This is a genomic window from Neptuniibacter sp. 1_MG-2023, from assembly GCF_030547185.1.
Lineage (GTDB): Bacteria > Pseudomonadota > Gammaproteobacteria > Pseudomonadales > Balneatricaceae > Neptuniibacter.
In genome coordinates, this window is record NZ_JAUOQR010000001.1 from 136,740 (window position 1) to 151,315 (window position 14,576).

At 42.8% G+C, this 14,576-nt stretch carries 8 protein-coding genes and 1 CRISPR repeat array (1 of these 9 only partly in view); all 8 genes read right to left on the reverse strand.

The features are described 5' to 3' along the window. A CRISPR array of direct repeats spans nucleotides 1-2,673; the repeat unit is 28 nt; unit sequence TTTCTAAGCTGCCTGTGCGGCAGTGAAC (it extends 476 nt beyond the left edge of the window). Between the two features lie 130 nt (nucleotides 2,674-2,803). After that, complete coding sequence (gene cas6f / locus Q4492_RS00655; protein WP_303415256.1) at nucleotides 2,804-3,355, reverse strand: type I-F CRISPR-associated endoribonuclease Cas6/Csy4; 552 nt, start codon at nucleotides 3,353-3,355, stop codon at nucleotides 2,804-2,806. 8 nt (nucleotides 3,356-3,363) lie between these two features. Beyond that, nucleotides 3,364-4,365, reverse strand: coding sequence for a type I-Fv CRISPR-associated protein Cas5fv (gene cas5fv / locus Q4492_RS00660; protein WP_303415257.1), 1,002 nt, complete (start codon nucleotides 4,363-4,365; stop codon nucleotides 3,364-3,366). Nucleotides 4,366-4,386: 21 nt separating this feature from the next. After that, nucleotides 4,387-5,331, reverse strand: a complete 945-nt coding sequence (gene cas7fv / locus Q4492_RS00665) for a type I-Fv CRISPR-associated protein Cas7fv (RefSeq protein ID WP_303415259.1) — start codon at nucleotides 5,329-5,331, stop codon at nucleotides 4,387-4,389. Between the two features lie 3 nt (nucleotides 5,332-5,334). Then, a complete protein-coding gene (locus tag Q4492_RS00670; RefSeq protein ID WP_303415260.1) occupies nucleotides 5,335-8,292 on the reverse strand; it encodes a CRISPR-associated endonuclease Cas3'' in 2,958 nt (985 codons plus the stop codon). Further along, nucleotides 8,289-9,251, reverse strand: a complete 963-nt coding sequence (gene cas1f / locus Q4492_RS00675; protein WP_303415262.1) for a type I-F CRISPR-associated endonuclease Cas1f — start codon at nucleotides 9,249-9,251, stop codon at nucleotides 8,289-8,291. Before cas1f ends, Q4492_RS00670 begins: the two co-directional genes overlap by 4 nt. Nucleotides 9,252-9,407: 156 nt before the next feature. After that, a complete protein-coding gene (locus Q4492_RS00680) occupies nucleotides 9,408-10,259 on the reverse strand; it encodes a WYL domain-containing protein (protein ID WP_303415263.1) in 852 nt (283 codons plus the stop codon). A gap of 247 nt (nucleotides 10,260-10,506) precedes the next feature. Next, nucleotides 10,507-11,688, reverse strand: a complete 1,182-nt coding sequence (gene prpF, locus Q4492_RS00685) for a 2-methylaconitate cis-trans isomerase PrpF (RefSeq protein ID WP_303415265.1) — start codon at nucleotides 11,686-11,688, stop codon at nucleotides 10,507-10,509. A gap of 270 nt (nucleotides 11,689-11,958) precedes the next feature. Beyond that, on the reverse strand, nucleotides 11,959-14,562 hold the full coding sequence (gene acnD, locus Q4492_RS00690; protein ID WP_303415267.1) for a Fe/S-dependent 2-methylisocitrate dehydratase AcnD: 2,604 nt from the start codon (nucleotides 14,560-14,562) through the stop codon (nucleotides 11,959-11,961). Nucleotides 14,563-14,576: the final 14 nt, after the last annotated feature.

The following is a 14,576-nucleotide window of genomic DNA, read 5'->3' on the forward strand; positions in this document are numbered from 1 at the left end:
GGGCTTTCTAAGCTGCCTGTGCGGCAGTGAACCGTCTGTTTTGTTGCCCTCGTCATCTTCGCTTTTTCTAAGCTGCCTGTGCGGCAGTGAACTTTTCTATTCTATTATTGCCGGTCTTATGTCTTTTCTAAGCTGCCTGTGCGGCAGTGAACTAAACGACATTTTACCGCCCGCACCCTGTACATTTCTAAGCTGCCTGTGCGGCAGTGAACGATATACATCCCCAGAACTATGAGTAAGAACATTTCTAAGCTGCCTGTGCGGCAGTGAACATATCGAAATCGAGAGCCATTACAGCATTTCTTTTCTAAGCTGCCTGTGCGGCAGTGAACGGCTGGCGTGTGATGTGGGCGGTTTTGTTTCTTTTCTAAGCTGCCTGTGCGGCAGTGAACTGCCCTGAGTGTCGGTTTTTAAATCTAGCATGTTTCTAAGCTGCCTGTGCGGCAGTGAACAAACCTTAAAAGCAAGACCAGACCAAGACGAATTTCTAAGCTGCCTGTGCGGCAGTGAACATAGCGGCGGGCGCAGAAGTTCCAGTGCAGGGTTTCTAAGCTGCCTGTGCGGCAGTGAACTCAGAGTATTCGGAGAACTTACAGGCTGGGAATTTCTAAGCTGCCTGTGCGGCAGTGAACAAGGGTCGAAAATACGGCGCTCGAATAATTATTTTCTAAGCTGCCTGTGCGGCAGTGAACAATCATTTTCTCTGTGATTGGCTCCAAAGAATTTTCTAAGCTGCCTGTGCGGCAGTGAACTGCTCAAAAGCGCGGTGGCAAACTATATTATCTTTCTAAGCTGCCTGTGCGGCAGTGAACCATTCATCGGATTCAATCGCCAATACACGCCCTTTCTAAGCTGCCTGTGCGGCAGTGAACAGCATATGACAGAGTTACGACTCGTCGGAAATTTTCTAAGCTGCCTGTGCGGCAGTGAACCGATAAACGATGGGAAAATATGGACGATTGGCTTTCTAAGCTGCCTGTGCGGCAGTGAACGTACAACTTTATAGTGAAACTCATCAGCTATTTTTCTAAGCTGCCTGTGCGGCAGTGAACAAAAAGTGGTTAATTCGACCCGCCGAAGGTGGTTTCTAAGCTGCCTGTGCGGCAGTGAACCCTCTATCAGCCATGGCTGATGATGACATTATTTTCTAAGCTGCCTGTGCGGCAGTGAACAAAAAATGCTCTGTGTCTCAGCCGATCAAGAATTTCTAAGCTGCCTGTGCGGCAGTGAACGCGTTACTGTTTATCTAATCACAAAAAAACTATTTCTAAGCTGCCTGTGCGGCAGTGAACGCGATCAGACACGTTTGACAATAACGGCTACTGTTTCTAAGCTGCCTGTGCGGCAGTGAACTTTTAACAGATAAGCAGCTGGAAGACCTTACATTTCTAAGCTGCCTGTGCGGCAGTGAACTTGGCAGTTTCGCTGTTGAAGGCATAACTCAATTTCTAAGCTGCCTGTGCGGCAGTGAACACCTAGATCGCTAGCGTCCATTGTGCCGTTCTTTTCTAAGCTGCCTGTGCGGCAGTGAACCCTAGACGGTATCTAAACAGGGGGCCGATTATTTTCTAAGCTGCCTGTGCGGCAGTGAACTGTGGAAGGGTTCAGACACCTTCCTTGAATCTTTTCTAAGCTGCCTGTGCGGCAGTGAACAACCTGTAGGTGTAGAGCCTGACGAGTTGGACTTTCTAAGCTGCCTGTGCGGCAGTGAACTCGTAAATGGACTGTTTACATTAGGAATCTACTTTCTAAGCTGCCTGTGCGGCAGTGAACGATGGTGACGATTTTATCTTTAGAATTGATCATTTCTAAGCTGCCTGTGCGGCAGTGAACTTGTATGATGTCAGATCAAGCACTGCTCGAAATTTCTAAGCTGCCTGTGCGGCAGTGAACATTGACGAACTTCGAGAAGCCCAGCGAGACGCTTTCTAAGCTGCCTGTGCGGCAGTGAACGTTTTGTCATGGTTTTAGCTCCGCTCTGTTAATTTCTAAGCTGCCTGTGCGGCAGTGAACGTATATCAAAAGACGGAATATGGCCAGAATTATTTCTAAGCTGCCTGTGCGGCAGTGAACATATCGGCTAACTTGATGGCGCGGGTGTTTTTTTTCTAAGCTGCCTGTGCGGCAGTGAACCAACTGGTGTATCACTCTGCAAATCAAAAGCATTTCTAAGCTGCCTGTGCGGCAGTGAACTTGATATTTTTGGTGTTTATTCTTATAGAGGATTTCTAAGCTGCCTGTGCGGCAGTGAACTGCTTATGAAGATGACAAAATTAATTATTATTTTTCTAAGCTGCCTGTGCGGCAGTGAACACTAGTGGTACTTCTGGTCAATGTACAAGTACTTTCTAAGCTGCCTGTGCGGCAGTGAACAACGAGATTCAGAATTAAGCGCATTGTTATTTTTTCTAAGCTGCCTGTGCGGCAGTGAACGAGAATAACGCGGGGCTAGATGAGCTGGACAATTTCTAAGCTGCCTGTGCGGCAGTGAACCCTGACCCTTTACATTAGAAGTACAATCGTCATTTCTAAGCTGCCTGTGCGGCAGTGAACTGGAACGGTTCCGACTATAGTTGAACTATCTATTTCTAAGCTGCCTGTGCGGCAGTGAACATTCTACAAGATCAGGCTCAGATTCAGGCTTATTTCTAAGCTGCCTGTGCGGCAGTGAACTGGAAGTATAACGCAGAAAAAATAGCTGCATCAAACACTTAACCTGATATTGGCAAAAAGACCAATGGTTTCAGTGATTTCTGCAACTATTTGTTTTTAAACAATTTTTTAAAGAGCCGGAAATAAAGGGTTAAAACCAAGGTATTGTGGCTGTTTTAGATAGGCCAAACTTATCAAAATCACCTTCCACAGGATGATCTAACAACGGACCAAACTCTATATAACGTCGATAGCTATGACCGTTTGTAGCACTTTTTAATTCAATATAAGGATTATCAAGGCCTTTGGTGAATATTATTGCTCGGTATTCCTTCACCTGCTCTTGACTGATACTCCCACGTTTTATTAGCCGATTTAGTTTTGACTGAGTCATAGTAGATTGCTTTCGACGAACAGTGCGATATTGAGCAGTATCTGGAACAGGCTGTATCGGGGAAAACGTACAATAACCCGCCATACCACCGAGCCAATCTAACGAACTAAACCTCTCCAACGCGGTAGCTTTCCCATGTAGTCGTAGTACATTTCCTAACGTTACTTTCGCTTTTGGAAAACTTACTCCAAGGTCTCTTGATCTAGCATCTACCAAAGCTTTATGAAGCTTTGTGTATATAGCATTTAAAAGCCAATTAAGCGGCATTTCAGCATCTGGTTTTAAGGAAATTTCAATGTAACTATCCATAGTTCCTCCTATATTCGTATATCAGAGACATAAGCTAGACCTTTTTTACCAAGGTAAAAGCTAGAAACTCCAGCGCTATCAATAAGTAACTTTAAATGCCTCGCATCCTCTCTTTCAATATCGATATTTACTTCGAGTTGACCGCTAGCTTTTGTTAACAGCTGTTTTATTTTTCCCTCTCCTTTTACAAATTCCTCGCGCATGTAAGGATTCCCCCAAATCCTTTTTTTATCACCCGTTGTATAACGAGCCATAAAATCCTTCTTAGTGAATCCATTCTTCGATATACCACTTAACCCTCCTGATTTTGTTAGCACAGAAGTGAGGTCATATTTGCAAGCCAATCGTTTCAACTGTAAATATAAGGCAGCGCAGTAAAAACTAATCGGATAAACCTGCCCCTTATTATTTAATCCCTTAAAATCCTCAAATTCTTTAGAAAAACACTCGTAAGCTATAGAGATATCATTTTCATTCTCTACAGTTTTTAGTTTATTTAATTCTTCGAGCCTATTAATAATTGATATTGGGTCGAGGTCTATAGCTACAGTTGAGGTCTCGCCACTAATGATAAATTCACATAGATCTTCAAAAGTGAGTGCGATAATACCCCAAAGTTCTTGAGAATAATCTGAAGAAAACGCAGGATCAGTAGTTCGAATCATTCCGGTATATGAATTTTGATCCGTACTGCCTGATATATTACGAATGTAAGCAACCTCGGTATTCAAAACTTTAGGTCTATCTTCAAAGTAAACAGTCTTTTCGATTTCGCTGAAATAATAGTCATCAGAGGCTCTTGCTTGATACAGTTTTCTTTGGTCACCAATTAGCCGATTTAAAACCCCCATTACCGTATCAATAGTAACCTCTCTGGCTAGGTAGTTTTCAGGCTTTTTTAAGTTGGTCATAGAACCAATAAACTTTCGCCCATTCTTAGGTAAAGGCTCATTGTTACTGGTAGCAGGATCAAGAAACGAATTGCGCCATGAGGACTCGTATTCAATCATTATTCTCATCCGAAGCCCCTCTTACTTTGCATAAAAATAGGTTGCGTAGTCACCAGTTCTCTCTTCAGAGATTGAACTAACATCACGTTTAATACGCATCATCTTTTGACTATCGTTATAATCAACCAATATCTCATCGACATACATATAAGATTTGGCTTGTCGTATCGACAGATTAGCCACACGTTCAATGGCATGCTCTATCAATGCATGGATAGCATCATCATTTAATAAAATCCCAACTTCTCCCTCTTCGAATATTGTTCCTTTACGAACATAATTTGGGTGAAAAATAGCTTTTGAAGCCAATGTCGGATTCAAAGATTTAATAAACTTAGTAACGGCTTCAGCTACTTCTTCTCCTTGCCCCTCTTTAATACTCATTGCTTCCCTATCAAATTTTTTATCTAAGGAAATAAACTGAAGTTGTTCAATACTAATCGATCCATATGAGTGGTACTCAGTATCACCAAAAGTGGTTTTAGAAAAAAATGATGAATTATCACGTTCACCAGCCTGTCCAAATTGTTCAAAATTACCATTACCTAGTTGGTCAACAAAATCCTCCAACAACAACGGACTGGTTCGTTTATTTTGAGACTCCGGAACAACATATCCACGAATCAAGCCGGTGATTGACGCCAACACTTTTTCTAAATTTGATTTTTTGGCATAGTGAACATCAAATGCTTGTTCTCTAAATAGGTGGTGACGAATACAATTTTGGCTAATGTATAGCGGCGTTTCTTTAAAGTTAATATCTGTAGGTTCTTTCCGATACTTATAACCAGTGTCTTTCACTTTCCCAGACAAATTAGTGTAACCTCTTAACTTAGGTAAAGTGTGGTTATCCACTGTATTGCCATTTTCTTGGGCAAGATTGGTCGGCCCATTCCAGTTCACAACACCATGCCCTTTAGCTATGATTTTGAAATCAACACTTTTAATTCCAGTCACTTTTTCCATGATTCAATCCTTCTGTTGTAATAAGTGTTTTAAAGATATTGAGCCTATCGGCTGTTTATTTGATATTGCATAATAAATAGCTTCGGGGTGTGCGGTAGACTCCCCCAACTTTTCATCAAGTGTATTAGGGGTATAACTTAAAAATAATGGGTAATCTGCTTCTCGTGCATAACCTTCCAGCACCGACTTTCTAGCCGACATCTTGCTGGCGGGTATTCCGTTTACCGGGCTACTCTCATCTATTCGTCCGTGCTTCTGGGCTAAGTAATCAAGCAGACCGTAATTCCTTAGCCGTTCTAATGATTCAGTAAGGTTGTCAACCTCCTCATTTTCATTTGTAGGAATATCATATGCGTAGCGATTTTCGATAACGATATGGTTTAGATCTGATACATCACACACCGCCATCTGCACAAATCGACTATCTCCTCGTAACGAACTCTTGCTAATTTTGGTTCTTTTACTAATATTTTTCTTTGATGGCGCGATAGTTTGAGGTTCAGCGACTTTATCGGATATTAACATCGCACTTTTCTTTAAAGCTGCAACCAAATCTGATTCAATAAAATTTAATGAATTAGTATCTTCATAAAACGATTTATATATTTTATAAATAGCGAGCAAATCAAGCACCTTATCGCCATACTCAGTAGCCTCCTGTAGGTAGGATAACCACGCTTTTGTAGAAGCTAGTTGATTTGATGAAGACAAGAACCGAGATAGGCTGCCGCCACTACTCATAGCAAGAGGGACCGCAAGCTTGTATTGATTAATAACATCGGAATTTCTGCCGAACCTATCTAACCTACCCAAACGCTGCAAACAGTTCTCTGCATGAGTGATTTCTGACACCATATGATCACAGCTTATATTGAGTGATGCTTGCACGATAGGGCCACTTCTTAATAATGAATTAAGCCGGTTTCCCTCTTTAGAAAACGAATCAAAAACCTGCTGAAATAAGGCTTTCTTATCACTCTTTTTATATTTTGAATGCAGTAAAATAGCATTTTCTGAATGCTGGTTTTGGATGAAACTTTTTTGTGCAGTTATCGCAGTGTTACTTATTACAAATGTATTTTCTGGTTGTTGACAATAAAGAGGATTGGCAGCTGAAGTATCTGCCTCATCATACTCAACAAACTGGAATTGATAATGACATTTATTAAAAGATGGCATTTCTATCAAGTCATAGTCTTGATCTATTCCAATCATAGTATTCAGGTAATGATAGTGTGGTGTCGCGGACACCAATAATGTATTCACGCCTCCTGCAAGATTCTCTCGTGACGCTAACAACTCTGAAAACAACAAATTGAACCCCGGCATATTGATGTATTCATGATACTCATCAAATACCACATGTACGCCAAGATAATTAAGTAACCGATCCGCTTTGGTGTGACTGATAACACTGCTTAGCAGTTGATCTATGGTGGTTATCACAATATCACCCGTCAAGTAATCATCTTCCGGTGTGACATTTGAGTACGAGTTAGTACACTTAAATTCACCCGTATGTATTTCTACTGAGGCATCAGGTAAATAAGGATTGTCACACTCACGTAACTCCGCAAAAAGCCCTTGACATATTTGCACACGAGGACAAATCCAGAATATCTGTTGGGCATTGCGTAACTTTGCCCATTCAAGCGCTATCTTGGTTTTCCCACAACCCGCAGCACCGGCCAAGACGGCAATATGATCAAAATTATCTGCCAGTTTTTTAGCAACATCAGACTGCTGCTTAGAACGCTCATCATCTGGAAATTCACTCAAGCAATGATCGATATGCATCGATATAGATGACTCTGGCACCAACCGATTCTCCTCAAATTTATCATTAAAGAACTCATCTAGTAGTCGTTCCTTTATAGATAATGAGAGCTCATCAGCGAGCATGGAGGATACCCAACGGTCTGCCGTGATTAAACAAGCGCGTAACTGATTGTTTATGGCATTGGATTTCGCCTGTGTTTTAAACTCTCCAATTGTTTCGTTTGAATCATATTCTTTATACTTTGGAAGCCTCATATCCTCAATATCATAAATTTTATCATGGTCAATTTCTGGTAATAGACATTTACGTAAACAGCTGGTGTCTAAATTTCTGTAAGAAACATCAAGATTAAAAACGTTATTGATCAATTCGGAAATTCTATCTAAAACTAGTAATCCAGCTTCCCCTTTCAAGCTAGAATTGAGTTTTTTATAGACATCCCCTAGTGACTCAAAACCACCTTTGGGACGGAAAGGTTTTGAATGATGCCAATAGATAGCATGCTTTATTCTTTTTTTGATATCCCTATTAGGGATTTTTAAGCTAGGGTCATCTAGTAACGCATAGAGTAAAACTGAGATTTCATTGTGACGAGGATGCTTTTCAAAACTAAATGCTTTCTCGTTAATATGCTGACCATCTTCAGCCTCATAACCCTTATTCTTATCTTTTATTACCCATTTTTGAAATTGAGGATCGATTTTTCCGACATCATGTAAGCAACCAGCAATGAAGGCAGCCGAGCACATCGGTGCTTCGTCAGGATAAAACTTCGCATATAACTTTTCTGCGATATAACCCACTGCAAATAGATGCTGATCCAATCGCTGCAATTGCGTATTGGCATACATCACTCCCTTTATGGGTTTATTCGTTGTTATATCCATTGGCACCTCTTTTGATGTTGTATTTACCGGTACTAACCCATTACTATTAAACCTATTTCGACTTCCCACGACCCAAACCAATTCACTACGAGAGCGGGAACGTATCCAATGGCAGCTCACCGCTGTGCTTTTACTCGCGGTTTTACGAAGCAGTTTTTTAACCGCTAGAAGACCGTCTTGAGTAATGATGGTTTGCCATGTGTTATCACCAATACGGTCGGCAAAGGCATCTAATACGCGGCGGGTCTTTTTCAGTGCATTTTTTTCGCATTGGGAAACGAAGGTGACCATCATTGCACGATCTCCTCTTCTGGTTCACCGCGCAAAGCGAGTTGTTTCACTTGTTCAAACATAAATTCTAAGGACTTATGGTCAGTAAAAGCTTGCAGACATTGTTGGCGGAACTCCTGCTCGGTTGCGCCTTCTTTCGCACAGATGAAAGCCCAAGGTAAGATGATGGCGTCTTTGATCAAATCAGCTATATCAAAAACTAGAGCTCCCCGCCGTGTTTTACCATGCATTACGGCAAAGCCATGCGGTATACCTAACACCCAAAGCGTGGTGGCTGCTAACCCATAGGCCAGGTAATTACCGTGATTGAGAAAAGCATTCGCTTTATCGGTGCCTTCTCGCTCACGTTTAAAATCCCCAAAAGAAACCGATTGTACTATGAACTTATAGAGGGATTTTGTTAGCTGAGCTTCTGCTAACAATAGATCGGCCGGTTTTTCTGCTGTTGTCAGTCTATCTGTATAACGTATTAATGATGTTTTGAGTTGGCCTGCGTCAAGAGATATACCCTCATTTTGGAGGTCACGATCTTTACCCCAAACTCGCTCAAGGTAGGTAACTCTTGCTTGTTGAATATGTTTACCCGCCTGAAAACGCTTTTCATCATCAAACCAGAAGCTAAGCCAACCTTGTAGATATTGAGTTGGACGGTATTCACTTTGTGGTGTTAACCATTCTACCTCTGTTGCCATTAATAACGGCGTCCCTCCGCCACCACAAAATCCGACTAAGACACCCGCTTGCGCTAACATCCGCATAGCTGCTTGAGTAATAGATGTACCTGTTCCTAAAAGCAATACGGTCGTGTTTGCTATAGGTATGTTGTAATAGAGATTTTGTTTATTCGCTTCAGTGAGATATAGAACACGCCCATCTTTTTGCATCACTCGGCAATGTTCCAAGTAATAAAGGTTCGCTCGGTGAGAATGCAAAATAGCTTTTAGATCGGTCAACTGATCCATATTCGTGTGTCCTAGTTTATTAATAAGCCATCCTTGGCTTTTCCTTTTCCTTGGTATCCTTTACCTTATTCCAACGTCCTGCTGTCATCCTGACTGGGCTTATTCAAACGCGTTTAAATAAACTCAGCAATGCTGGTTAAAAACACATGTCGTTTTTTAAGGCAGGTAATGTGAAATACGCTTGAGACATTCAGGTTCAATAATGATTTGTTGGGCTTCAGGATTTTGATCATAGCGATCAAGCCGTAGGCGCTGAATCAGATACATAACCAATGCAGCACGTACAGGTATAACCCGTTGGCCATTTTCCATTTGGTAATCTAGTTCCAACAATCTACGTTTTTCAGGCGCAAGTCTTGGATCTGGTTGGATGATTAGGTCAATCCATGTATTCCAGCGTTCATCTTGTTCAGCCGTATATAATGCGGGGCCTTCAAATTCGGCTTCGCCATTAAAACGGGAGAGTACAAAATCGCGAAAATCATTACTTTTTCCACAATGCGCACGAACGTGCCAACGGATACCATCAAAGACTAAACAATGGGGTGAGATAATACGGGATTCATATTCAGGACTACTTAGAGACGTATACCCAATATCTATACGTAGCTTGTCGCGAATCGCCCGCATAATTGGTTGAACCAAGGTAGGTGAGATATTTCGCAAAGGTGCTTCTAAATAACAGAAACCTGCATCAAAAATAGACAGGTAGTCCGGATGCCCGCTGCGATAAAGAAGCTGGCTATAATCATCTATATGCCCAGAAGCGTAATAAGGTGAAAATTCATCCGTGGGAACATGCCCTCTAAGAGAAGCGTCATAATGTAGGTTTTCTGGATGCAAGTGCTGGTAAAGGGCAAATAAGTCCGATGCTTTTTGACGACTAACACCTAAAATATTCCGTAGATAGGTTGTATTAACCCTCCCCTCCCATAAGGCAAAGTTTTCAATAATAAGAAAACATTCTCTCTCTTGAAAACTAGTTTCAATATGCTCTTGTGTATCCATACACGTCCTATCTCTATACACCGGTGGAATGGCTGTATAACTTAATGACAATTAAACAATCGCATTTTTACACTAATGCCGATAATACTAAACAAAAAAAAGCCTTATGTTTACACATAAGGCTCAAAGAAGAACTGCAGATTGATCCTGATAGGGAAACCAATCTACGCGGCGTTCTTCAACTCTTAGATCCAGTTAGATCTATAAATCTAAACAATGCCACGTATTAGGTGGCATTCTCCAGAGATCAGAAGGAATCACCAGGAATACGTACCCAGCCTTCCATTAATACGCGTGCACTGCGGCTCATGATTGCTTTTGTCGCAGTCCATTCCCCATCCACTAATTTTGCTTCGGCGCCTACTTTTAGGGAGCCTGATGGATGCCCAAAAGTAACTGCGGTGCGTTCACCGCCACCCGCTGCTAAGTTAACCAAGGTACCTGGGATCGCGGCGGCAGTACCAATGGCTACAGCTGCAGTGCCCATCATAGCGTGATGTAATTTACCCATAGACAGTGCGCGAACAACAAGATCTATATCATTTTCAGTGAGCTGTTTGCCACTTGAAGAAACGTACGCTTTTGCTGGCGCGCAGAAAGCAACTTTAGGGGTATGTTGACGAGCAGCGGCTTCAGATAGATCGCTAATCAGCCCCATACGCATAGCGCCATATGCACGAATGGTTTCAAACCGCTCAAGTGCTGCTGGATCGCCATTAATCGCTTCTTGCAGCTCTGTTCCTGTATAACCAATCTCTTCGGCATTTAGGAAGATAGTCGGTATACCTGCATTGATCATTGTGGCTTTGAACGTTCCCACGCCGGGCACTTCAAGATCATCAACCAGATTACCTGTTGGGAACATTGAACCTTCACCATCGGCGGGGTCCATAAATTCAACGGCGACTTCCGCTGCTGGGAAGGTAACACCGTCTAGCTCAAAATCACCGGTTTCTTGTACTTCTCCGTTAGTGATTGGTATATGAGCAATAATGGTTTTTTTAATATTAGCCTGCCAAATACGAACAACGCAGGTGCCGTTTTCAGGGATACGGTCGGCATCAACTAACCCACCACTAATGGCAAATGCACCGACGGCAGCGGTTAAGTTACCGCAGTTACCACTCCAATCAACAAAGGCTTTATCTATAGAGACTTGGCCGAACAAGTAATCAACATCATGATCTGGCTGACTACTTTTATCTAAGATAACCGTTTTACTGGTACTTGAAGTCGCGCCACCCATACCATCGGTCTGTTTACCGTAGGGGTCAGGGCTACCAATTACACGCAATAAGATATTATCACGTGCTTTACCAGGTACTTGTGCTACTTCAGGCAGATCTTGTCGACGGAAGAAAACACCTTTACTTGTGCCGCCACGAATGTAGGTTGCAGGGATTTTAATCTGAGGAACATGCGCTGCCATATTATGTAAACCTGTAAAAACTATGCAAGCGCGTTACCGCACCCGCGATTATGAAAAATATTTAGTAACTATTTTAGTGAGAATCACTTAATAACAATAACTTCCCTACTCTCTAGTGGAGCCTCTACTCTGGCCAGTTATTGTTAGTAAATAATCTTGTATTTTAATCACTGCTATAGTGATCGGCGCAGCGTTTTGATAAATAGGTTAGTTGTTAGAAACCCTACCAACCTATTAACACTGCACCTATCCGGTATTTATGCCGTGAACTTAAGCGCTCTCTTCAAGGAAATCTTGAGCAAAGCGTTGTAGTACACCGCCCGCTTTATACACATGCACTTCTGCAGCTGTATCTAAGCGGCAAGTCACAGGAACCTTAACCGTTTCACCATTGGTGCGATGAATAACCACAGTCAATTCTGCACGGGGTGATAGTTCACCTTCAACATCAAAGGTTTCAGTGCCATCGATATTATAAGTATGGCGTGTTTCGCCCTCTTTAAACTGTAGAGGAAGCACACCCATACCCACAAGGTTAGTACGATGAATACGTTCAAAACCTTCCGCCATGATTGCTTCAACACCAGCCAAACGCACACCTTTAGCTGCCCAGTCACGGGATGACCCCTGACCATAGTCAGCACCGGCAACGATGATCAACGGCTGTTTACGTTCCATGTAGGTTTCAATCGCTTCCCACATGCGGCTCTCTTTACCTTCTGGCTCTATACGAGCAAGAGAACCTTGCTTAACGTCGCCGTTTTCATCTCGGCACATTTCGTTAAGCAGTTTAGGATTTGCAAATGTCGCGCGTTGTGCCGTTAAGTGATCGCCACGGTGAGTTGCATAAGAGTTGAAATCCTCTTCAGGCAAGCCCATTTTCGCGCAGTATTCGCCTGCAGCACTTGATGCTTGGATCGCATTAGATGGTGACAGGTGATCGGTTGTGATGTTATCACCTAGTACTGCTAATGGACGCATACCTTTCATAGTACGCTCACCAGCAAGAGCGCCTTCCCAGTAAGGAGGACGGCGAATATAGGTAGACATTGGACGCCAATCATATAGTGGGCTTTTTGCTTGCTCACGTGCGCCTAGATCGAACATTGGGATATAAACCTGCTTAAACTGTTCAGGTTTAACGCATTTAGCCACCAATGCATCAATCTCTTCATCACTTGGCCAGATATCTTTTAGGGTAATTGGGTTACCCTCTTTATCTTTTCCTAAAGCATCTTTCTCAATATCGAAACGCACGGTACCCGCAATCGCGTAAGCGACAACTAATGGTGGTGATGCTAAGAAAGCCTGTTTCGCATAAGGATGGATACGCCCATCAAAGTTACGGTTACCTGACAGCACTGCCGTTGCATAAAGATCACGATCAATGATCTCTTGCTGAATTTTTGGATCTAGTGCACCGGACATACCATTACAGGTTGTACATGCGTAAGCCACAATACCAAAACCGAGTTTTTCCATCTCTGAAAGCAAACCGGCTTCTTCTAAGTAGAGTTTGGCTACTTTGGAACCTGGAGCAAAGGAAGATTTAACCCAAGGTTTACGCACTAAACCAAGCTCATTGGCTTTTTTAGCTATCAGACCTGCTGCAACTACGTTACGTGGGTTAGAGGTGTTAGTACAAGAGGTGATGGCGGCAATAATCACTGCACCATCCGGCATTAGGCCTTCAGCTTCCTCTTTTAGTGCTTCATCTAAATGCACCGCAATACCACGGGACTCTAAGTCGGAAGTTGGCAAACGACGGTGTGGGTTAGATGGGCCCGCCATATTACGACATACAGTGGACAGGTCGAATTCAAGTACACGTTCATACTCGACATTCTCTAAATCATCCGCCCATAGGCCTGTTAATTTAGCGTACTTTTCAACAAGTTCAACTTGCTCTGGTTCACGACCAGTAAGTTTTAGGTAATCAATGGTTTGTTCATCAATGTAGAACATACCCGCTGATGCACCAAACTCAGGTGTCATGTTGGAGATCGTTGCACGGTCGCCGATAGTTAACTCTTTTGCGCCGTCACCGAAGAATTCAAGGTAGGAGGAGACAACTTTCTCGTTACGTAGGAATTCAGTTATTGCCAGTACTATATCTGTCGCTGTAATACCTGGCTGACGCTTACCAATCAGTTTTACACCGATAATGTCAGGTAGGCGCATCATAGATGGCAAGCCAAGCATAACGGTTTCAGCTTCAAGGCCACCTACCCCAATTGCGACAACACCTAGGGCATCAACATGAGGGGTGTGCGAGTCGGTACCGACACAGGTATCAGGAAAAGCAACACCATCGCGCGCCTGAATAACCGGAGACATCTTCTCCAAGTTAATCTGATGCATGATGCCGTTACCTGCTGGAATAACATCAACGTTTTCAAACGCAGTTTTAGTCCATTCAATAAAGTGGAAACGGTCTTCGTTACGGCGATCTTCTATAGCACGGTTTTTTTCAAAAGCATCAGGATCAAAGCCAGCCGCTTCTACAGCCAAAGAGTGGTCAACGATCAACTGTGTAGGCACAACAGGGTTTACTTTGGAAGGATCCCCTCCTTGCTCCGCAATAGCATCACGCAAACCAGCCAAATCGACGAGTGCGGTTTGGCCTAGAATGTCATGACAGACAACACGTGCTGGATACCAAGGGAAATCCAGGTCGCGTTTAAAGCCAATAATCTGCTTCAGTGAGTCGGTAAGTGTTTCTGGTTCACAACGACGCACAAGCTGTTCCGCCAATACACGTGAAGTGTAAGGCAATTTTGCATAAGCACCTGGCTGAATCGCTTCGATCGCTGCACGCGTATCGAAATAATCAAGCTCAGTACCCGGTAAAGGTTTACGATATTCAGTGTTCATTAGGTCTGAACTCC